Here is a 22,602-nt window from a genome sequence, read left to right on the forward strand (position 1 = left end):
CGTTCAGTTTTCAAAGTTCGTCCGCGCCCGTTTTGGCGACTCAATTAGAATACCAAGTCTGAAACAATAAGTCAACAACTTTTTTGAAATTGTTTTTTCGTTTGTTTCAAGCGCTTGTCTTTGTTAAGGACATGTAATAATATATCATGCGTTTTATTATTGCGCAACACTTATTTTGAAATTATTTTTAAAATCATGAACAAACCTCTTGAACCTTACGAATTCGGCTCAAGAGGCTACTTATTCCTTATCAATCCATCAATTGAATGATGCTATGCTGTCGTTCTTCCATTAAATCAACGGTGATCATTCTTCCCTGGTCTTCATAAGAAATGACAGGACGATCAAAGACTGGATTCTTTTGAGCGATTGTTGCAATCTTCCCATTACTCATCAATACGCGATCACCGACTTCAATCGGTAGAAGTAACTGTCCAAGCAATAATACATATTTTGAACAATATTGCATCGGTCGCGCTTTTAAATGACGATATGCGTCAAACGGCGTATACGCTTCCCGGTATGGGCGCCAACTTGTCATTGCAGCAAAAACATCCGCTACAATGAACAATCGAGCATGATCTGCAATCTTATCACCTTTTACCTTTAGAGGATAACCAGATCCATCTAAACGTTCATGATGTTGAACAATCAAACGATTTACCGTGTCAGAGATAATCGTCTCCTTTTGCAAGACTTGATATGCCATTGCCGGGTGACGTTGAAAAATTTCTTGTTGCATCGCTTCATAACGTTTCGTGTGACGCCATTCCATGATCCGCGCTAGTCCGTAATCCGCAAAATAAGATGCCGTCCACAGCTCATGGATCATTTTCCGTTCTTTTCTGACTGCTTCAGCAAGCATTTGGGCAACTGCTCCTCGATAAATGGCATGTCGCACAGTGTAAGCTTCCGTTCCCCGTTCAAGGAAGAATGGCAGAACATCTTGTCTCGTAATTTGTTCCGGGACGGACTGTTTGACCCAGCTCAAAGCTTCATACACATTTGGCTTCATCCCCTGTTCCCATGACATGAAGACTTTATTATAGGAGCGAATGAACTCTTCAAAAGGATGTTCTATCTGCGCAGCCACTGTTTCAATCTGTGTCTTTTCACCTTCGACAAGATCAGGACGATCCTCGATGGTGACTTCTTTAATCAAAAACCGTTGGATTCGTCGTAACTCGTCGGTTCCAATTTTTTTCCCTGCTTCTACGATCGGATGATCTGTATGTAAGTAGATCGATTCGGTTAAACGATCCCCGATGCGTAATTGATCACTTGCCACTCGCATATCGCTTCGTTCCTTTCTCTTCTTTCTATATATGTAGATAAAAGCAGCAGAGTGGTATCACTCTGCTGCTTCCTTACTAACGTCTTGCTTACTCCTCCACTTCTTCTGAAGTATCCGATTCGACTACATTCTCTTCTGATACAAGATCCGTATCTTCTTCCGTTTCATCGGTTTCTTCTCGTTTCAGTTTCGCAACCGTTGCAACACGGTCACCTTCTTCAATTCGAATGACCTTCACCCCTTGGGTGTTGCGGCCGACACGTGAAATGTATTGCGAGTCTGTCCGAATAACGATGCCGCTCTCTGTCATGATCATGATGTCATCATCGACATCAACGATTCGCATGGCAACGATTTGACCGACGCGATCTGTTACCTTACTCGCGATCAATCCTTTACCACCACGCGATTGACTACGGAACTCGGTCATCGGTGTTCGTTTACCGAATCCTTTTTCCGTAATAACAAGAACATCTTGTGCGTCACGTGCAAGTTCCATCCCGACGACGAAATCGTCTGGGCGTAACGTCATCGCTTTGACACCACGAGCACCACGTCCCATCGAGCGGACATTCGTGATTGGGAAACGAATCGCTTTCCCGCTTGTTGAAACAGCAAAAACTTCATCATCCGTCGATGCAAGACGAACGGATGTCAATTCATCGTCTTCAAACAACCGAATCGCAATCAAACCATTTTTGTTGATTCGGGCATATGCGGACAACGGTGAACGTTTGACGCGTCCTTTGCGTGTCATGAAGATCAATGATTTTTGCTCATCTTGAACGACTTCTTCCGTTTCGAGCGCTTCTTCCGTCTCTTCAATCTCTCCTTCAACCACCTCTACAGGTGCTTCAGTTGCTTGTTGCTCCTCAAGATAACGTTTGAAGTTGACTGGAATCATCGTCTCGACCTTTTCATCGCGTTCAATTTGGATGAGGTTGATGATCGGCACACCTTTTGATGTCCGGCTCATCTCCGGTACTTCGTATCCACGAATCCGGTAGACTTTCCCGCGGTTCGTAAAGAATAGAATCGTATCATGCGTCGAACAAGATAAGAGACGCGTAACGTAATCCTCGTCGTTCGTTCCGATTCCTTGAACGCCACGTCCACCGCGGCGCTGTGTCCGGTACGAATCCGTCGTCATCCGTTTGATATAACCACTGCTTGTCAACGTGATGATGATATCTTGTTCTGGAATCAAGTCTTCATCTTCGAATTCGATATGATCCATCCGGATTTCCGTCCGTCGCTCGTCGTTGAAACGTTCTTTCAACTCCTCGAGTTCTGTCCGGATCAAATCAAGCAAGACTTCTTCACTCGCAAGGATGCGGTTCAGTTCTGCGATCAATTGCATGATTTCGTCATACTCTGCTTCAATTTTTTCCCGCTCAAGACCTGTCAGGCGTTGTAAGCGCATATCGAGAATCGCTTGTGATTGTTTCTCAGATAACGCAAAACGCTCCATCAACTGTTCACGTGCTGCGTCCGCTGTCCGGTTCCCGCGAATGATTTGAATGACTTCATCCAAATGATCAAGCGCAATCCGTAGACCAGCGAGCAAGTGTTCACGTGCTTCTGCTTTTTCGAGATCGAACTGTGTCCGACGACGAACGATTTCTTTTTGATGCTCGAGGTAATGATAAAGCATTTCTTTAAGCGTCAATGTTTTTGGACGCCCTCCGACAATCGCAAGCATATTGACACCAAACGTCGTTTGCATTGACGTCTGTTTATACAAGTTGTTTAAGATGACACTTGCATTCGCATCACGACGGACTTCCATGACGATCCGCATACCGCGGCGATCTGACTCATCCCGTAAATCGGTGATGCCTTCGATCTTTTTCTCGCGGACGAGATCGGCAATCTTTTCAACGAGGCGGGCTTTATTGACCTGATAAGGCAGCTCCGTCACGATGATCCGTTCCCGGTCTTTTTTCGTCTGTTCGATTTCTGCTTTCGCACGGACGATGATGGAGCCACGTCCTGTTTCATATGCGCGACGAATCCCGCTACGACCAAGAATTTCACCAGCCGTTGGGAAATCAGGTCCCGGAATGTGCTGCATCAATTCTTGAATCGTGATTTCGGGATCGTGAGACAGTGCTAAGACACCATCGATGACCTCACCTAACTGATGCGGCGGAATGTTTGTTGCCATCCCGACCGCGATCCCGCTTGAACCGTTGACGAGCAAGTTCGGGAAGCGCGACGGTAAGACTTCCGGTTCGCGTTCCGAACCATCGTAGTTATCTTTGAAGTCAACTGTGTTTTTGTTGATATCGCGAACGATTTCCATTGCGATTTTTGACATACGAGCTTCCGTATATCGCATCGCAGCCGCCGAGTCTCCATCGACTGAACCGAAGTTTCCGTGTCCATCGACGAGTTCGTAGCGGTAGCTGAAGTCTTGCGCCATGCGGACCATCGTGTCATAGACGGCAGAATCCCCGTGCGGGTGATACTTACCGATGACTTCCCCGACGATACGGGCAGACTTTTTATGTGGTTTATCGGCACGAATACCGAGGTCGTTCATCGCATAGAGAATCCGGCGGTGTCCGGGTTTTAAACCGTCCCGTACGTCCGGAAGAGCACGTGCGACGATGACGCTCATCGCGTAGTCCATGAAGGACGTACGCATCTCTTGACTGATATTAATATCCTTGATGATTCCGTGATTTTGTTCGGACATGCTTCTGGCCACCCTCTCTGTTCAGCGTTAAATATCCAGGTTCTTGACGTAATGTGCGTGGGATTGAATGAAGTCGCGTCGTGGTTCGACCTGATCTCCCATCAAGATATCGAAGACTTCATCCGCTTCGATCGCATCTTGAAGCTCGACACGCAACATTTGACGACCACTTGGATCCATCGTCGTTTCCCAAAGCTGCTCTGGATCCATCTCTCCAAGACCTTTATAGCGCTGAATATCGTACCGTGCGTTTTCAGGAAGCGCTGCAAGCGCCTCTGTCAATTCACGTTCGTTATGCACGTACGTGATGTTCTTCCCTTGTTTGATTCCGTATAGCGGTGGCTGAGCGATATAGACGTATCCATGCTCGACAAGCGGACGCATGTAACGGTAGAAGAACGTCAACAAGAGTGTCCGGATGTGGGCACCATCGACATCGGCATCGGTCATGATGATGACTTTGTGGTAGCGTGCCTTCTCGATATTGAACTCGGAACCAATACTTGTCCCGAGTGCCGTGATGATCGTCCGGATCTCATTGCTTCCAAGAATCTTATCAAGACGTGCTTTCTCAACGTTCAAGATTTTACCGCGAATCGGTAAGATTGCTTGGAAATGACGATCACGTCCGGATTTCGCAGAACCACCCGCTGAGTCACCCTCAACGATATACAATTCGGAAATCGACGCATCACGTGACGAACAGTCGGCCAGTTTACCTGGAAGCGAGCTGACTTCAAGAACACCTTTACGGCGTGTCAATTCACGTGCGCGTTTTGCTGCCATCCGGGCGCGCGACGCCATCATCCCTTTTTCGACGATTGCGCGTGCGTTCGTCGGATTTTCAAGCATGAATTGCTCAAATGCACCAGAGAAGAGCGAATCCGTAACCGTACGTGCGTCGGAATTCCCAAGTTTCGTCTTCGTCTGTCCTTCGAACTGCGGGTTCGGGTGCTTGACAGAAACGATCGCTGTCATCCCTTCCCGTACGTCTTCACCGGACAGTGTACCGTCTGCATCCTTCATCAGACCGAACTTTTTCGCGTAATCATTGATGACGCGTGTCAAAGCTGTCTTGAAGCCGGTCTCGTGCGTACCACCCTCATGCGTCGGGATGTTGTTCGTGAACGAGTAGATGTTTGACGCAAATCCATCGTTGTACTGAAGTGCAACTTCGACTTCGATGCCGTCTTTTGTGCCGTGTACGTAGACAGGTTCTGCGTGAACGACTTCTTTTGAACGGTTTAAGTGTTCGACGTAAGATTTAATCCCACCTTCGTAGTGGAAACTACGCGTCATCGGCTCATCCGCACGATCGTCCGTGATGATGATCTTCAAGCCTTTGTTTAAGAAAGCAAGTTCCCGCAGGCGTGTCGCTAGCAAATCGTAGTCATACTCGAGCGTTTCTTGGAAAATCTCACCGTCTGGGAAGAAACGAATCGTCGTTCCGGTCTCTTCTGATGTTCCAATCACTTCGAGGTCTTGCGCTGGTACACCGCGATGGTACGCTTGGTAATACAGCTTTTCATTCCGTTTGACGAATACTTCAAGTTTCGTCGACAGGGCGTTAACGACTGAGGCCCCAACACCGTGTAATCCACCCGATACTTTATATCCGCCGCCGCCGAATTTACCACCGGCGTGGAGGACTGTCAGGATGACCTCAACGGCAGGACGACCCATCTTCTCTTGAATGTCGACTGGAATACCGCGTCCGTTATCCTCGACTAAGATCGAGTTCCCTGGTTCGATCGTGACTTTGATCGTGTCACAGTATCCTGCGAGCGCCTCATCGATCGAGTTATCGACGATCTCCCATACGAGGTGATGGAGACCTTTTGATGCCGTCGAGCCGATATACATCCCTGGACGTTTACGTACTGCTTCTAATCCTTCAAGAACTTGAATCTGATCGGCACCGTATCCTTGTTCCAATTCCATATCTTCATGATTACTCATCGGTTTTCTCACCTACTGTTTCTTTATATGATGTCTCTTCCAAATCGACCGTCCCTTGTTTCACGTGGAACAACTTCGCTTGGTTGATCGTTTCATGCGCAATCCCATCGACGCTTGTCGTCGTCAGGATCGTCTGGACCTTTTGTTGCATCGTATCGAGCAAATGTGTTTGACGATGATCATCAAGCTCGGATAAGACATCGTCGAGTAGAAGAAGTGGATACTCTCCGACTTCCTCGTGAATCAATTCGATCTCTGCAAGTTTTAACGAGAGGGCTGCTGTTCGTTGTTGTCCTTGTGAACCATACGTTTGGACGTTTCGTCCGTTGACTTCCATCTCAAAGTCATCGCGATGTGGTCCAAACAACGTAACTCCTCTTCGGATTTCATTTTCTTTTATTTTACCAAACTTCTGCGTGTAGGACGCAGTCATTCCTTCGACATCGAGTAATTCATTGCCAAATGTGTCCGAACGATAGATGAGCGCGAGTTCTTCCTGTCCACGACTAATTCCGTCATGAATCGGTCGTGCCCACTTTTCGAGTTGGGTCATGAAATGATGGCGGCGCTGAACGATTTTAACGGCTAGCGTAATCATTTGCTCCGTCAAGATATCAAGGAAGGTCTCGTCTCCTCCCTTCATGGACAGTTGTTTCAGCAATGCGTTGCGTTGCTTCAACACTTTCAGATACTGACTCAATTCATGCAAATAGACCGGGCTGACTTGACCGATCTCCATATCGAGAAACCGCCGGCGGACTTGTGGACTGCCTTTGACGATATGCAAATCTTCCGGGGCGAATAAAACGATGTTCAGTGCCCCGACATAATCACTCAAGCGTCGTTGCTCTAGATGATTTAGTTTTGCTTTTTTCCCGCGACCCGAGATGACGATCTCCTGGACATGAGAACCTGTTCGTTTGACGACACGTCCTTCGACGCGCGCCGTCTCCTGGTCCCAACCAATCAGTTCCTTGTCATGTGTCGTCCGGTGAGACTTCGCGAGAGCGAGAACATAGATCGCTTCCAATAAGTTCGTCTTCCCTTGTGCATTTTCACCAATCAGAACATTCGTCTTTTCGGAGAATGACAGTTCGAGTGCGTCATAGTTGCGATAATGACTGAGTCGGACTGAATCCAGCCGCACGTTAGTTACCCTCGTTCTTGATGATGAACTGACCGTAGTCTTCTACATCAATGATGTCTCCATCCCGTAATTTACGACCACGTCGCTGATCGACTTCGCCGTTGACTAGAATTGGCACCTCTGCTAAAAACGGTTTGGCTTGCCCTCCGCTTGAGATGATATCCGACAGTTTCAGGAACTGCCCTAATGTGACATATTCCGTTGTAATTCTGATTTCTTGCATGGATTGACTCCTCCTACCTACATATTATAAATGACGTACTCTTTATTGTACTAAATATTGAACGATTTAGCAAAATTCCCGAACGTATATACGGTATACGAAAAAGACGGGTCCGATGTCGAAACGATCGAACCCGTCTTGTCACGTGTTTTTATGTTGATGCTTACGCCGTCCGGACTGGAAGAATCAGTTGCAAGACGTTATCTTGATCAACTGGATGCAAGATGAATGGACGAATCGAACCCGTGAACTGGATTTCGATATCTGTCGCGTCAAGCGCCTTTAAGGCATCCATCATGTACTTCGAGTTGAACGAGATTTTCAGTTCTTCGCCTTCAAGCGAAAGGATGCTGACTTGCTCCGAGACTTTCCCGACTTCTGGTGAATGCGAAGAAATCTCGACCGCTGTCGTTCCTTCAGCTGCAAACTTGATGACGTTGTTACGGTCCTCACGTGCGAGCAGTGACGCGCGATCGATCGCTTGGAGCAATTCTTTCGCGTTCATGCGGACAGCTGTCCGGTACTCTTCTGGAATCAAACGTGATGTATCCGGATAGTTTCCGTCAAGTAGACGCGAGAAGAAGAGAACGTGTTTCATCTTGAACAAGATTTGTTGGTTCGTGATCGTAATATCCACATGACCATCCCCAAGTAACTTCGATAATTCATTTAAGCTCTTACCAGGAACGATGACGTTCTGGAACGAGATATCCGTATCTGTCTCAAACTGAGCACGACGAAGGGCTAAACGGTGACTATCCGTTGAGACACACGTCAAGATACCTTTGTCGGCTGAGAAGTTCACACCTGTGAGAACAGGACGTGTTTCTTGAACAGCGACAGCAAAGCTTGTTTGACGAATCATCGACCGTAAGAGATCAGCCGGTAAACGGAAACGTTGTCCCCCATCGACTTGTGGAAGACGTGGGAACTCATCTGGATCAAGACCGTTCAAATGGAATTCCGCTGTTCCTGACTGAATCCGTGTCATGAAGTTCGGTGAGACTTCAAGTGTCACTTCGTCTTTTGGCATCTTTTTGACGATATCGCCGAAGAAGCGAGCATTCAAGACGACACTACCAGCACGGTGGACCGTGACATAAGACGTTCCGTTCTCTTCTGCATAGATCGTCCGTTCAATCGAGATTTCTGTATCGCTTCCTGTCAGCGTCATGCCATCTCCATGAGCTTCGAGTTTGATCCCTGTCAGAATCGGAATCGTCGTGCGGGATGAGACCGCTTTGGCTACATCTTGTACTGCTTGAATTAAAGCTTCGCGTTGAATGGTGATATGCATATCGTCGTTAGACTCCTCTCGAAAATAATGGGCATGCGCCCATCATAACATAATAATATATTTTTTTAATAATAGTCTTAGGGGCTGTGGATAGTGTGGATAAGTCGGTGGATAACTTGATATAGAGCCAAAAACGGTGTGGATAAGTTGTGGATAACCACCCTACTTTATCCACATGTTTATCCACAGTTTTACGAATGCTTTAACTCATGCTTGATTTGTTCGATGACTTTTCCTGTTTCACCGTCTGATTTGATCAACATACTGATCTTTTCATGGGCATGGATGACGGTCGTATGGTCGCGTCCTCCAAATTCCTCCCCAATCTTCGGTAATGAGCTTTCCGTCATCTCACGCGAAAGATACATCGCGATTTGACGTGGAAAGGCAATCGATTTCGTCCGTTTCTTCGCCTTAAGATCATCAAACGGCAAGTTGAAATGCTTACTGACCGACTCCTGGATGTCACGAATCGTGACTTTACGCGGTTCGGCGACTGGCATGATGTTATGCAAGGCTTCTGCAGCGACATTTGGATCAATCGGTCGTCCGACGAGATTCGCATAAGCGATGACACGCGTCAACGCTCCTTCGAGCTCACGGATATTCGTATCAATCTGACTCGCGATGTAGAGCATGACTTCGTTTGAGACATCAAGCTGTTCAGCATTCGCCTTTTTCCGTAAGATCGCAATCCGTGTCTCGAGATCCGGTGGCGTGATGTCGGTAATCAATCCCCATTCAAAACGAGAACGGAGCCGATCTTCAAGCGTTGGAATCTCTTTTGGTGGTCGATCGCTTGAGATGATGATTTGTTTTTGATCGTTATGCAGTGCATTAAATGTGTGGAAAAACTCTTCTTGCGTCTGTTCTTTGCCCGCAAGGAACTGGATGTCATCAATTAAGAGGACATCGATGTTACGGTATTTATTTCGAAACTCAACCGTCTTATTATCACGGATGGAGTTAATAAAGTCATTCGTAAAGCGTTCAGAAGAGACATAGGCAATCCGTGTCCCAAGATTTTGATCTTGAACGTACTGTCCGATGGCATGCATCAGATGGGTTTTGCCAAGACCAACGCCACCGTAGATGAAAAGCGGATTATATGCTTTAGCAGGTGCTTCAGCAACAGCCAGTGAAGCGGCGTGTGCAAAACGGTTCCCCGATCCGATGACAAATGTATCGAACGTGTACTTCTCATTCAATTGTCCAAGTTCACTCATCGTCAGTTCATCTGTCGGTTTGCGCGTGTTCAATGGACGCGATTTCGGAGCCGGTGTTGCTTCGATCCGTTCCTCTTCTTGTCGATCGAGCATTTTCTTCGCTTGTCCCTCTTCAATGAACTGAATATCGAGTCGGCTTCCGGTTACTTCCTCAACTGTGTCTTCAAGTAAAGATAAGTACTGGCGCTCAAGCCACGTCACCGTAAATGCAGCCGGTGCTGAAACGAGTAAAGTCGTTCCATTTAGCGTAACGCCTTCTGTGGACTTCAACCACATATCATAACTGGCTTTCGGTGTTCGTTCCTCTTCCTCAATCACAGATAAGACATTATGCCAAAGTTCGGCAGCGTTTTTCATAAATACCCCCCTTTTTTTATCAAGATAGAAAAAATTTGTACACAGGCTTATACACAGACAAAGTTAATGAAGAAACTCGACTTATCCCCATAACGTAAAAACTGTGGATAACGTTATCCACAGGCAATTGAATCTGTGTATAAAGTTATCCACAGGGTGTGTATAACTTGTTTGTTCTAAGCAATCAGGATCGTGTTATGCACAATTAGTGTATCAAAAGAAATGAGCTCTGGCAATGGTTGGAATGATTTATCCACAAGTAAATTCAATCGTCCACAGGTAGTTACCCACAAGCTGTGGATAGTGTGGATAAATTGTGGATAAGAGGTGGATAACTTTTTGAAAGAGGAAGCGTTAAAAAAGAGTTATTCACAAAACACAAAAGAAGTGGAAAAAGGAAATCCAAAATCGAGGATTGACGTCGATTTTAAAAAATACTATCGTAGACAAAGTGAAGAGTTATCCACGGAAAGTGTGGATAATGTGGATAAGTCTGTGGATAGGTGGATAAGTCTACAAACAACCCCTCCATGATCCACACGCATTCTATCGCGTAATAGAGTTTGCGCAGTCGAATCCTATTGCCTGTTTTCAAACCAGAAATCCCTTAAGCAGGACAAGAAATCTTCTGAACTTTCATTGACAATGCCACAATCAGTTTATATAATGTACAAGACTGCCTTAAAGTAGAAAATAACAATTGGTTATAAAGATCTTTTAAAGGAGGTGCAGACGAATGAAACCAACTTTCAACCCAAACAACCGTAAGCGTAAAAAAGTTCACGGATTCCGTGCGCGTATGGCTACGAAGAGTGGCCGCCGTATCTTGGCTGCTCGCCGTCTTAAGGGCCGCAAAGCCTTGACTGTCTAATGCATTGATGCATCCATCACTTCGGGCATGATCCGAGGTGATTTTTTTTATGTTTTTTCGTGTGTTCGTGCTTTTGTCACATGCGCCCTATCGCGTCGCATGTTTATTCTATGATATGATGAGAGACGACGAATTTTCGTAGTGTCAGGATGGAGTGTGAATAAGGTGAAGAAGGAATACCGCGTCAAGAAAGACAAGGAGTTCCAAGCGGTGTTTACTAAAGGAGCCTCTGTCGCAAATCGGCAATTTGTCGTGTATGCCTTGAAAAAGGAGCAACAGACTCACTTTCGGGTTGGTTTATCCGTCAGTAAGAAAATCGGGAATGCCGTCGTCCGGAATCAGGTGAAACGGTATCTTCGGGAAGCATGCCAGCAGCATGAAGCCTCGATTGCCCCGAATTATGATTTGGTGATCATCGCGCGCAATCCGGCCGCGAAGATGACCGCGCAAGAAGTGGCTGACAGTCTCCGTCACGTGCTTAAACGTTCCGGTGTCTGGATGCGATCAAAAAAATGAATCGTAGCAATGTATCCTGTTGATTTGTACGGCGCTCCCTTTCCTTGCCTTACTATAGAAGAAGATGGCGTTCGACAAAGCGTAAACAATTTCTAGGAGGAATTATGAACAAGAGAACTAAGATTTGGTTAACTCTCGGACTCATGTCCGTGCTCGCGATCGTGTTATCCGGCTGTACACCTAGTTCGTATGGTACTGGTGAACCGATCACAGCAGACACAGAAGGTTTTTGGAAACATTACTTCGTTTGGCCGATGGCGTGGTTGATTCGTGAGATTTCACAGTTCTTTAGCGGTGATTACGGTATCGGAATCATCATTACGACACTTCTCGTTCGTCTTGTCATCCTTCCATTGATGATCAAACAAACGAAGAGTATGGGTGGAATGCAAGTCATTCAACCTGAAATGATGAAGCTTCGTGAGAAATACAGCTCAAAAGACCAAGAGACGCAACAGAAATTGCAACAGGAAATGATGAAGCTCTACCAAGAGCACAACGTCAATCCACTCGCAGGCTGTTTACCGATCTTGATCCAAATGCCGATCTTGATCGCGTTCTATAACGCCATCATTTATACACCGGCTATTTTCCAACACACATTCCTCTGGTTCGACCTTGGTAAACCGGATCCATTCTTCATCTTGCCGATCATGTCTGCGGTACTGACGTATCTGCAACAAAAGATCTCGATGGCAGGTCAAGAAGACAACCCACAAATGAAAATCATGCTCTACGTCTTCCCGATCATGATCTTCATCATGGGGGTCACACTCCCTTCTGCCCTTTCGCTTTACTGGGTCGTCGGTTACATCTTCTCGATCATCGTCACGATCGTCATCATGAAACCAATGCGTGAAAAGATTAAGTTGCAGACGGAAGCGGCAATGGCTGCTAAACGTGAAAAAGAAGCGGCACAAGCAGCACCGGCTCCTAAAAAATCGAAAAAGAAACGCTAATACGTGAAGAGCGACGCTTTGTTTTGACAGAGTGTCGCTCTTTTTCTTTTGCGTCATTTCGTGTATAGTTGTTTCGTTATACCCATTGCAACGATTAAGGATTAAATACTCATAAAAAGACAGAAGAAAAACGAGGTGGAAGAACGGATGATGGAATTTGATACGATTGCCGCGATTTCGACGCCGATGGGAGAAGGGGCGATTGCGATCGTGCGCTTATCAGGTCCTGATGCAGTCGCTGTAGCCGACCGCGTCTATAAAGGAACCAACCGCTTGACGGAAGTACCAACCCATACGATTCATTACGGGAAATTGGTCGATCACGAGGCGGACCGTGTCGTCGATGAAGTAATGGTGAGTGTCATGCGCGCACCAAAGACGTTCACACGTGAAGATGTCATCGAATTGAATTGTCATGGAGGAGTCGTCGCGGTCAATCGTGTCCTCGAACTCATCCTCGCACAACCGGAAGTCCGATTAGCGGAACCGGGTGAATTCACGAAACGCGCGTTCTTGAACGGACGAATCGATTTGTCGCAGGCGGAAGCTGTCATGGATCTGATCCGCGCGAAGACGGATCGAGCGATGCATGTCGCCGTCAGTCAAATTGAAGGGCGTCTCTCAAAACTCGTCCAAGACTTACGTCAACAACTGTTGCAGACGATTGCTGCGATCGAAGTCAACATCGATTACCCGGAATATGATGCAGAAGAGATGACACAACAGATCGTCGAACGTGACGCGGGTGCTGTCCGCGCGATTCTAGCAGAGTTATTAACAACGGCACGCCAAGGAAAAATCCTTCGTGAAGGGTTATCCACAGCAATCATCGGTCGTCCGAACGTCGGTAAATCGTCTTTGCTCAACACATTGGTGCAAGAAGCGAAGGCTATCGTCACGGATATCGCGGGAACGACACGCGATACGATCGAGGAGTACGTCAATGTTCGTGGTGTACCACTAAAGTTGATTGATACGGCAGGGATTCGAGAGACGGAAGATATCGTCGAACGGATGGGTGTCGAAAAATCACGCCAGGCTTTAAAGACGGCCGATTTGATCTTACTCGTCCTCAACGGGAACGATGTCCTGACGGATGAGGATGTCTTGCTGTTTGAAGCGATTAAAGGGATGAACGCAATCATCATCGTCAACAAGAGTGACTTGGCGCAACAGATTGACTTAGCGCGTGTCACGGAGCTTGCCGATGGTCGACCGATCGTTACGACGTCCTTGCTCGAAGAAGCAGGCGTCAACGATCTTGAAGCGGCGATTGCGAGTCTGTTCTTTGAACAGGGTGTCGAGAGCCAAGATATGACGTACGTCTCGAATGCACGACACATCCAACTGATCAAACGCGCGAGTCAAATGATTGAAGATGCCCTCGGCGCAGCAGAAGCAGCGATGCCGATCGATATGGTACAGATCGATTTACGACGGGCATGGGACACGCTCGGCGAAATCAATGGAGATACAGCACAGGATAGTTTATTGGATCAGTTGTTTTCGCAGTTTTGTCTCGGGAAATAATCCAAGACGACTGCGTGTGGAATAAGAAGGAGGAACCAGTACTATGGCTTATCAAGCAGGTGAATTCGACGTCATCGTCGTCGGAGCCGGACATGCCGGCATCGAAGCCTCTCTTGCTGCGGCACGAATGGGCTCGAAAACGGTCATGTTGACAATGAATCCCGACATGGTTGGATTCATGTATTGCAACCCGTCGATCGGTGGTCCTGCAAAAGGGATCGTCGTCCGGGAAATCGATGCGCTCGGTGGTGAAATGGCACGCGCGATCGATGCAACGTATATTCAAATGAAAATGTTAAATACGTCTAAAGGTCCTGCTGTACGAGCATTACGGGCACAGGCGGATAAATTCGAATACCAAAACCGGATGAAAAAAGCGCTCGAGGATGAGCCGAATCTTCTTTTACGTCAAGCACTCGTCGAACGGTTGTTGATCGATGAAGACGGACGTTGCGTTGGTGTCGTCACGAATACCGGAGCAGAGTACCGGGCGAAAGCAGTCATCATCACGACAGGAACGTTCATGCGCGGGAAAATCATCATCGGTGAATTGTCGTACGAGAGTGGTCCGAACAATCAGATGCCATCGATCAATCTATCGAAACATCTTGAAGAACTCGGATTTGAGCTCGCACGTTTCAAGACAGGTACACCACCGCGCATCGATGGGAAAACGATCGATTATTCGAAGACGGAGATCCAACCAGGTGACGAAGTAGCGCTTCCGTTTAGTCATGAAACGACTCAGATGATCACGGAACAGATCCCATGCTGGTTGACGTATACGACGGAGTATACGCATCAGTTGATCGATGCGAACCTACACCGTTCCCCGATGTTCTCTGGGATGATTAAAGGGACAGGTCCCCGTTATTGTCCATCGATCGAAGATAAGGTCGTCCGGTTCAACGATAAACCGCGTCACCAAATCTTCCTTGAGCCAGAAGGTCGCGATACGGAAGAAGTCTATGTCCAAGGATTATCGACAAGTTTACCGGAAGACGTTCAACATGATATTCTCCGCTCGATTCCTGGGCTTGAGAATTCAGAAATGATGCGTCCTGGTTACGCGATTGAGTACGATGCCGTCGTTCCGACACAACTCTGGCCAACGCTCGAGACAAAGCGGGTTCCTGGTTTATTCACAGCGGGTCAAATCAATGGAACAAGTGGTTATGAGGAAGCAGCGGGACAAGGGATCATGGCAGGGATCAATGCCGGACTACAAGTCCAAGGCAAAGAACCACTCATCTTGTCACGTTCGCAAGGCTATATCGGTGTCATGATCGATGATCTCGTCACGAAAGGTACGAACGAACCGTACCGTCTCTTGACGTCACGTGCCGAGTACCGGTTGTTGCTCCGTCATGATAATGCGGACCTTCGCTTATCAGAAATCGGACATGAACTCGGATTGATCTCGGAAGAACGCCAAGCGAAGCTACTCGACAAACAAGAGCAAATCCGTCTTGAGATGAAACGTCTTGAGAAGGTCGTCATCAAAGCGACACCGGACGTGAATGCACAGCTTGAAGCCATCGGTGCGTCACCACTCAAGGAAGCCTTGCATGCAATCACGTTGCTGAAACGCCCGGAAATCACATATGCGATGATCGCGCAGATGACACCACCGGAAACACCATTGTCTGCAGAAGCAGCAGAACAAGTCGAAATCCAAGTCAAATATGCCGGCTACATCGATAAACAACTCGATCAAGTCGAAAAAATGATGCGGATGGAGCAAAAACGGATTCCGGATCGTCTCGATTACGATGCGATCAGTGGATTAGCGATTGAAGCGAAACAAAAACTAAACCAAGTGCGTCCGCTCTCGATCGGACAAGCATCCCGGATTTCAGGGGTTAACCCGTCTGATATCTCGATCCTGCTTGTCTATATCGAACAAGGCCAATACGCATTGACTGCGGAGTGAACGAGATGAACCAACAGCAATTCGTAACAGCATTGGCAGCACAGGGACTTGAGGTCTCAGAACATCAGTTGCATCAATTCAAGCGGTATTATGAACTGCTCGTCGAGTGGAATGAAAAGATGAACCTGACGGCGATCACCGATGAAGAAGATGTCTATTTAAAGCACTTCTATGACTCGATCACAGCAGCGTTCTATTTTGATTTCACGACGGTCACGACGGTTTGTGATGTCGGAGCGGGCGCCGGTTTCCCGAGTCTGCCGATCAAGATCATGTTCCCGCACCTTCAAGTGACGATCGTCGATTCACTCAATAAACGAATCGGCTTCCTGAATCATTTGGCGACGGAACTCGGACTCGAAGGTGTCGCGTTCCATCATGGACGCGCAGAAGAGTTCGGTAAAAATAAACAATTCCGCGAACGGTTTGACGTCGTGACCGCACGTGCGGTCGCCCGGATGTCCGTTCTAGCGGAATATTGCCTACCACTTGCGAAAGTCGGAGGACAATTCGTTGCCTTGAAGGCAGCGAAAGTCAGTGAAGAGCTCGAGGATGGTGCGATTGCCTTGAAAGTACTCGGTGGGAATTTACGGGAAAGTTTCCAGTTCCAATTGCCAGGCGAGGAAAGTGAGCGTAATATCGTTATTGTAGATAAAAAACGAACAACACCCGGGAAATATCCGCGTAAAGCGGGTACGCCTGCGAAAGATCCATTAAGCTAAACACCGTTTCACGTGAAACGATGACTGATAAAGGTGAGGTGCGCCAACGTGAGAAATGCAATTGCCAAACTGCTCGGTAAACCTGCTACGATCGAGCTTGACCCACAAGAGACGGTTCAGGAATTACCATTGACAGAACTTGTCGCGAACCAGTTCCAACCACGGACTGTGTTTGACGGGGACCGAATTGAAGAACTAGCGGTTACGATCGAAGAGCATGGGTTACTCCAGCCGATCGTCGTTCGAAAACAAGGAACAGGATACGAAATCATTGCCGGAGAACGACGGTACCGAGCAGTGCGCTCGCTTGGTTGGGAAACGATTCCTGCCATCGTCAAAGAGATGACGGACGAGACGACTGCTTCCTTGGCATTGATTGAAAATCTGCAACGCGAAGATTTGACACCAATCGAAGAAGCAGAAGCCTATGAGCGCTTGCTTGCGTTACAGGACATCACGCAAGAAGTGTTAGCGCGTAAGCTCGGACGTAGTCAATCGACGATTGCCAACAAATTACGTTTGCTGCGATTGCCAAACGATGTCCGGGAAGCATTGAAGCAACGGACGATCACGGAGCGTCACGCCCGTGCGTTATTACCGCTCAAGGATGAAGCGTTACAAGTAACGGTACTCGCTGAAATTCTGGAACGGGAATGGAACGTCAAGGAGACGGAGCGCCGGGTGGAACGATTGATGACACCACAGCCACCGAAGAAAAAACGCCATAAAAGCTTTGCACGAGATACACGGATCGCGTTAAACACCTTGCGGGATTCCGTCGATATGATCGAGCAGACTGGATTGACGATCGAAAAAGAAGAAGTCGATTGCGAAGAATATGTAGAGGTGCGAATTCGCATCGTGAAGGCACGTCCGGAATAAACGGTCGTGCCTTCCGCTACGTTTAGGAGAGAAAACACGTGAATGAATTACCTGTTCGGGCGATTCGCCCGAATCCGACTCAACCTCGGAAACGATTCAATGAAAAAGCATTAGAAGAGTTAGCCCAATCGCTCGTTCGTCACGGGATGATCCAACCGATCGTCGTTCGACCACGTGATGGCTACTATGAAATCATCGCCGGTGAGCGGCGCTATCAGGCGGCGAGTCGCGCAGGATTCGAACGTGTACCGGTCCTTGTGATTGAAGCGGACGAGACACGCGTCATGGAGCTCGCCTTGATCGAAAACATCCAACGAGCAGACTTATCTGCAATTGAAGAAGCGATGGCGTATGCGGAGATGATCGAGGAATTCGGCATTACGCAAGCAGAGCTTGCACAGCGTGTCGGGAAAAGTCGTTCGCACATTACGAACAGCCTTCGACTGTTACAGTTGCCATTGCTCGTTCAACAAGCGGTCATGGACGAACGGTTGTCAATGGGACATGCCCGCGCGCTCCTGTCGCTGAAACATCCAAAGAAGATCGAACAGATGGCAGAACGGGTCATGGCGGAGAACTGGAACGTCCGTCGGTTAGAGCAGGCGCTTCGGGAACGTAAGGAAGCCGCCCGTCAGGAAGCCGTCCGTCCGCAGCAAGCGACCGCTGTTCAATTCGTCGAGGAATCACTTCGCGAAAAATACGGGGCGACGGTACGGATTAAACAAGGAAAACAAGCAGGGAAACTCGAGATCGATTTTACAGACGAAGACGACCTCAATCGGTTGCTCGACTTGTTGTTACCTGAATCGGATCACTAAAAAGAAGCGATCCGGGCGACGGTTCGCTTCTTTTTGCTTACATTGAACGCGGCGTGAAAGAAATCGTCGTTCGTGTGGATTCAGCGGAGAGTTTCGCATCAAGTAAGTGGAAGCTGTTCGCGACGAGTGCCGCTAGTTCATAAACAAGGTGTAACCGTGTGTTCTGGAGAATCATCATCTCCATGAATCCACTGACGTTGACGACAGCCTTAATGTTGAAGTCACCGACCGCAGGCAATTCTTTTTGGACGCCGGCGCCGGGTGCGAGTGGACCTTCCGAGAAAAAGACATGTCCGACACTTGAAAGGCGACCGAGACACGCATCGATCGCGATGACGAGTGGACGGTAATGTGTCGTTTGGATCGAATGAATGGTTTCTGCGAGATTCAGTGCATGGACGGGTTTAGCGAGCGTACCGTAGACGTGAAGATGAGCAGGCGCTTGTTTCTCGAGGAATGTCCCAACGAGTGGACCGAGTGAGTCACCTGTTGAACGATCAGAACCAATGCAGACGAGTACGATCGGACGTTTTTCTTGGACGGCAGAGACTTGTTCGAATAATTGTTCAGCTAAGCGTTCTTTCGCGAACGGTTCCGTATATTCTAAAAAGAAAGAATAGGGCTTGGGCTCGTGCGAATGAAAGCGGAAGTTCATCGAAATCATCCTTTCTTCTCTTGGTGTCGGTGTCGTGGTGGATTGGCAAGAGTGAAGGGTTCTTAGATGATTTTCCTTTCCCGGTTTTTCCAGAAATCTAACGTCAAAATCGGCTCTTTGGTTGAAACTCGATTAAAATCACGTATACTGTCGTAATAGAGAGAATAAGAAAGGATGAGAGAATGGCTACCAATCAAGATGTACAAGAATCCGTCGCCCAAGTCGATAAATTGATCAACCAAGTAATGGATGCGGATATGTGGATTCGTTTTGGGATGAAACTACTGATTGCGCTCATCATCATCGCGGCGTTCTATGTGTTGACGCGCGTTTTGACTGGGGCAGTCTCACGTCTCTTTACGATCAGGAAAATCAATGAACAGGACAATCTAGCACAACGACAGAACGAGACGCTGTTGAAGCTACTGCAAAATGCGATTCGCTACGTACTTGGAATCATCATGTTGTTGACGGTGCTCAGTCAGTTCGGTATCAACATCACCGGTCTCGTCGCCAGTGCCGGAATCGCCGGTCTCGCGATTTCGTTCGGTGCGAAGAACTTGGTGCAAGATATCATTACCGGAGCGTTCATCATCTTCGAACGTCAGTTTAAAGTCGGAGATTATGTACGCGTCGGTGTAATCGAAGGCGTCGTGACGGAACTTGGTATCCGGACGACAAAACTCAAAGGACTCAACGGAGAAATCCACATCATCCCGAACGGTCAGATTTTACAAGTCACGAACTATTCGGTCGACAACAGTTTCGCACTCGTCGATGTCCAAGTCTCTTATGATGAGGATCTTGAACGCGTCGAACAAGTTTTGCATGAGATTGCAGACCGGACGACGAAGAAGTATGTCGATATGTTCGTCGAGCCGATTCAGATGCTCGGTGTTCAGACACTTGGCCCTTCAGAGGTCGTCTATCGTTTGATGGCAGAAGTACCACCGATGCAACATTTCCAAGCTGGTCGCCTGATCCGGAAGGAATTGAAGCAAGGACTCGAAGAAGAAAACATCAAGATCCCGTATCCACGGATGGTCATGATGAATCCAGAACAAAAGAATGGTGGACAGACGGATGATTCCAAAAACGTATCAACTCCATGATTATGTTGAGATGAAGAAGCAGCATCCATGTGGAACGAACCGATGGCAGATCATTCGGGTCGGCATGGATATCCGAATCAAATGTCAAGGTTGCGGGGCAAGCATTTTAATGCCACGTCGTGATTTTGATAAACGATTGAAAAAAGTCTTACCAGAGTGACGAAAAAGCGGATGTGATTCTCGTGATCACATCCGCTTTTTCGTTGTCTTTCATAAGCGAAGTGATTGTGTTCGATTAGAGCGTGATTAAAAAAGACGGTCGAGCTCCTTGCTTAAAAAAAATGAACTATCTATAATTGTGAAAGATGTGCTGACGTGGTGTAATCATTCTACCCACTGCGGCCGCTAGCACGGATTTCCTAGGAAATACCGAAAAGGAGGAATTCCAAGTGGGATTAACAGCAGGAATCGTTGGCTTACCAAACGTAGGAAAATCAACACTTTTTAACGCCATCACACAAGCAGGTGTCGAGGCAGCGAACTATCCGTTCGCAACGATCGACCCGAACGTCGGTGTCGTTGAAGTACCAGATGCACGTCTTCGGAAATTGACAGAACTCGTCAATCCGAAAAAGACGATCCCGACAGCATTCGAATTCACGGATATCGCCGGTATCGTAAAAGGTGCGTCTAAAGGGGAAGGGCTCGGAAATAAATTCCTCGCGAACATTCGTGAAGTAGATGCGATTTGTCAGGTCGTGCGTTGTTTCGTAGATGAGAACATCACACACGTGGCCGGAAAAGTCTCACCGATCGATGATATCGAGACGATCAACCTCGAATTGATCCTCGCAGATCTTGAGCAGGTCGAAAAACGGATTCAGCGTGTCCAAAAACAAGTCAAGTCGCGCGATAAAAACGCAGCGGCTGAGCTTGAAGCACTTGAAATCGTGCAAGCGTTGCTCGAAGATGAGAAACCAGCACGTCTCGCTGAATTGAATGAAGATCAAGCAGCCATCGTCAAACACTTCCAATTGTTGACGATGAAACCAATGCTCTACGTCGCAAACGTCGGCGAAGATGAAGTCGCAGATGCAGACAGCAATGAGAACGTTCGTCTCGTCCGTGAGTTCGCAGCAAAAGAAGGCGCAGAAGTCATCGTCATCTGTGCTCGCATCGAAGAAGAGATTGCGGAGCTTGAGCCAGAAGAACGTCAAGAGTTCCTCGTCGATCTCGGAATCGAAGAGTCGGGTCTTGATCAATTGATCCATGCGGCGTACAGCACACTTGGTCTTGCGACATACTTCACAGCAGGTGAAAAAGAAGTACGCGCTTGGACGTTTAAAAAAGGCATGAAAGCCCCACAATGTGCGGGTGTCATCCACTCGGACTTCGAACGCGGATTCATCCGTGCAGAAGTCGTTGCGTATGAAGATTTAGCAGCTGCAGGTAGCATGGCGACAGTTAAGGAACAAGGTCGTTACCGTTCAGAAGGTAAGGAATATGTCTTCCAGGACGGCGATGTCGTCACATTCCGCTTCAACGTCTAATCGAAATCGAATCGTTATTGCATAAAGCAAAATACTTTGGTAGTATTAACGAATGTGAGTAATGAATTATTGCTCCTTGCTCGAACATTCGAGCCGCCAGTCCAAGAGGAGGTGACAGATATGCGTAAATACGAAGTACTTTACATCATCCGTCCGGAACTTGATGAGGAAGCACGCAAAGCAACAGTGGAGCGTTTTAACAAAGTCCTCACTGATAACGGTGGTACAGTTGATAAAACAACTGAAATGGGTAAACGTCGTTTCGCTTACGAAATCAATGATATGCGTGAAGGGTTCTACGTTCTTCTTAACGTGACTGCTGAACCAGCAGCTACAAAAGAACTTGACCGTCTCATGAAGATCAGTGACGATATCGTTCGCTTAATGATCACAAAAGACGAGAAATAAGCTGAAACAGGAGAGTGATTCTGATGATTAACCGCGTCGTTTTAGTCGGTCGGTTAACTCGTGACCCGGAAATGCGTTATACGCAGAGCGGGATTGCGGTAACGCGATTCACACTCGCATGTGACCGTCCTTTCACAGGGCAAGATGGGAAGCGAGAAGCTGATTTCATCGATTGCGTCGTTTGGCGCAAGCAAGCAGAGAACGTTGCTCAGTATTTGAAGAAAGGTAGTCTTGCTGGTGTAGAGGGTCGCCTCCAGATTAGCAGCTACGACGATAAAGAAGGGCAACGCCGTTACCGTGCGGAAGTCGTCGCTGATAGCGTTCGCTTCCTTGAGTCACGCAACGCGAGCCGTTCTTCGGATGGTAGCGAAGGCTACGCTTCATCTACTGGTGGAAACGGGAATGCTGCAGGATGGGGTTCACAGCAACAGCAGAACAACTCTTCCTCGCCAGCACCCGCTTCATCGAATTCGGGCTTCGGCGCTGATCCGTTCAGCGGCGG

At 47.6% G+C, this 22,602-nt stretch carries 21 protein-coding genes; 13 read left to right on the plus strand and 8 right to left on the minus strand.

What is annotated here, in order from left to right:
* Positions 1 to 250: 250 nt before the first annotated feature.
* The 7 genes from B3M90_RS05515 to dnaA all read right to left on the minus strand — a co-directional run bounded on the left by B3M90_RS05515 (position 251) and on the right by dnaA (position 10,204).
* Entirely contained in the window at positions 251 to 1,294 is a 1,044-nt protein-coding gene (locus tag B3M90_RS05515; RefSeq protein WP_214856527.1) for an HD-GYP domain-containing protein, read from the minus strand.
* An 88-nt stretch (positions 1,295 to 1,382) separates the two neighbouring features.
* The gene (gene gyrA / locus B3M90_RS05520; RefSeq protein ID WP_214856528.1) at positions 1,383 to 3,995 is read right to left on the minus strand and encodes a DNA gyrase subunit A; all 2,613 of its coding nucleotides are present in this window, start codon (positions 3,993 to 3,995) and stop codon (positions 1,383 to 1,385) included.
* Positions 3,996 to 4,022: 27 nt separating this feature from the next.
* Complete coding sequence (gene gyrB, locus B3M90_RS05525) at positions 4,023 to 5,936, minus strand: DNA topoisomerase (ATP-hydrolyzing) subunit B (protein ID WP_200864062.1); 1,914 nt, start codon at positions 5,934 to 5,936, stop codon at positions 4,023 to 4,025.
* Positions 5,937 to 5,946: 10 nt separating this feature from the next.
* A complete protein-coding gene (gene recF, locus B3M90_RS05530; RefSeq protein WP_290782896.1) occupies positions 5,947 to 7,101 on the minus strand; it encodes a DNA replication/repair protein RecF in 1,155 nt (384 codons plus the stop codon).
* A 1-nt stretch (position 7,102) separates the two neighbouring features.
* Positions 7,103 to 7,324, minus strand: a complete 222-nt coding sequence (yaaA, locus tag B3M90_RS05535; protein WP_023469865.1) for a S4 domain-containing protein YaaA — start codon at positions 7,322 to 7,324, stop codon at positions 7,103 to 7,105.
* A 163-nt stretch (positions 7,325 to 7,487) separates the two neighbouring features.
* Positions 7,488 to 8,621, minus strand: a complete 1,134-nt coding sequence (gene dnaN / locus B3M90_RS05540) for a DNA polymerase III subunit beta (RefSeq protein WP_023469864.1) — start codon at positions 8,619 to 8,621, stop codon at positions 7,488 to 7,490.
* 191 nt (positions 8,622 to 8,812) lie between these two features.
* Positions 8,813 to 10,204: a chromosomal replication initiator protein DnaA gene (gene dnaA / locus B3M90_RS05545; RefSeq protein ID WP_056064610.1), complete on the minus strand. Its 1,392-nt coding sequence runs from the start codon at positions 10,202 to 10,204 to the stop codon at positions 8,813 to 8,815.
* A gap of 736 nt (positions 10,205 to 10,940) precedes the next feature.
* Between dnaA and rpmH the strand changes: the two genes are divergently transcribed.
* The 8 genes from rpmH (at position 10,941) to B3M90_RS05585 (ending at position 18,435) form a co-directional block, all read left to right on the plus strand.
* Complete coding sequence (gene rpmH, locus B3M90_RS05550) at positions 10,941 to 11,075, plus strand: 50S ribosomal protein L34 (RefSeq protein WP_012371910.1); 135 nt, start codon at positions 10,941 to 10,943, stop codon at positions 11,073 to 11,075.
* A 165-nt stretch (positions 11,076 to 11,240) separates the two neighbouring features.
* Positions 11,241 to 11,591: a ribonuclease P protein component gene (gene rnpA / locus B3M90_RS05555; protein ID WP_023469862.1), complete on the plus strand. Its 351-nt coding sequence runs from the start codon at positions 11,241 to 11,243 to the stop codon at positions 11,589 to 11,591.
* Between the two features lie 104 nt (positions 11,592 to 11,695).
* Positions 11,696 to 12,550: a membrane protein insertase YidC gene (yidC, locus tag B3M90_RS05560; protein WP_214856531.1), complete on the plus strand. Its 855-nt coding sequence runs from the start codon at positions 11,696 to 11,698 to the stop codon at positions 12,548 to 12,550.
* Positions 12,551 to 12,697: 147 nt separating this feature from the next.
* Entirely contained in the window at positions 12,698 to 14,080 is a 1,383-nt protein-coding gene (mnmE, locus tag B3M90_RS05565) for a tRNA uridine-5-carboxymethylaminomethyl(34) synthesis GTPase MnmE (protein ID WP_285801421.1), read from the plus strand.
* 43 nt (positions 14,081 to 14,123) lie between these two features.
* The gene (mnmG, locus tag B3M90_RS05570) at positions 14,124 to 16,013 is read left to right on the plus strand and encodes a tRNA uridine-5-carboxymethylaminomethyl(34) synthesis enzyme MnmG (RefSeq protein WP_214856532.1); all 1,890 of its coding nucleotides are present in this window, start codon (positions 14,124 to 14,126) and stop codon (positions 16,011 to 16,013) included.
* Between the two features lie 5 nt (positions 16,014 to 16,018).
* Positions 16,019 to 16,735, plus strand: a complete 717-nt coding sequence (rsmG, locus tag B3M90_RS05575) for a 16S rRNA (guanine(527)-N(7))-methyltransferase RsmG (protein ID WP_023469858.1) — start codon at positions 16,019 to 16,021, stop codon at positions 16,733 to 16,735.
* A 48-nt stretch (positions 16,736 to 16,783) separates the two neighbouring features.
* Entirely contained in the window at positions 16,784 to 17,617 is an 834-nt protein-coding gene (noc, locus tag B3M90_RS05580) for a nucleoid occlusion protein (RefSeq protein WP_290782898.1), read from the plus strand.
* A gap of 38 nt (positions 17,618 to 17,655) precedes the next feature.
* The gene (locus B3M90_RS05585) at positions 17,656 to 18,435 is read left to right on the plus strand and encodes a ParB/RepB/Spo0J family partition protein (RefSeq protein WP_290782900.1); all 780 of its coding nucleotides are present in this window, start codon (positions 17,656 to 17,658) and stop codon (positions 18,433 to 18,435) included.
* A 37-nt stretch (positions 18,436 to 18,472) separates the two neighbouring features.
* Here B3M90_RS05585 and yyaC read toward each other — a convergent pair whose 3' ends face one another.
* A complete protein-coding gene (gene yyaC, locus B3M90_RS05590) occupies positions 18,473 to 19,090 on the minus strand; it encodes a spore protease YyaC (RefSeq protein ID WP_290782902.1) in 618 nt (205 codons plus the stop codon).
* Positions 19,091 to 19,272: 182 nt separating this feature from the next.
* On the opposite strand from yyaC, the gene B3M90_RS05595 reads away from it, so the two are divergent.
* From B3M90_RS05595 to B3M90_RS05615, 5 genes are all read left to right on the plus strand, one after another.
* Entirely contained in the window at positions 19,273 to 20,202 is a 930-nt protein-coding gene (locus B3M90_RS05595) for a mechanosensitive ion channel family protein (protein ID WP_290782904.1), read from the plus strand.
* Complete coding sequence (locus tag B3M90_RS05600; RefSeq protein WP_023469853.1) at positions 20,174 to 20,362, plus strand: DUF951 domain-containing protein; 189 nt, start codon at positions 20,174 to 20,176, stop codon at positions 20,360 to 20,362. Before B3M90_RS05595 ends, B3M90_RS05600 begins: the two co-directional genes overlap by 29 nt.
* Positions 20,363 to 20,591: 229 nt before the next feature.
* Positions 20,592 to 21,692, plus strand: coding sequence for a redox-regulated ATPase YchF (ychF, locus tag B3M90_RS05605; protein WP_290782907.1), 1,101 nt, complete (start codon positions 20,592 to 20,594; stop codon positions 21,690 to 21,692).
* 120 nt (positions 21,693 to 21,812) lie between these two features.
* Entirely contained in the window at positions 21,813 to 22,100 is a 288-nt protein-coding gene (gene rpsF / locus B3M90_RS05610; protein ID WP_058704734.1) for a 30S ribosomal protein S6, read from the plus strand.
* A gap of 23 nt (positions 22,101 to 22,123) precedes the next feature.
* A partial coding sequence (locus B3M90_RS05615) for a single-stranded DNA-binding protein (RefSeq protein ID WP_290782909.1) occupies positions 22,124 to 22,602 on the plus strand: 479 nt, incomplete at its 3' end.

Origin of the sequence: Exiguobacterium sp. UBA6309 (assembly GCF_002439205.1) — a bacterium.
Classification (GTDB): domain Bacteria; phylum Bacillota; class Bacilli; order Exiguobacteriales; family Exiguobacteriaceae; genus Exiguobacterium_A.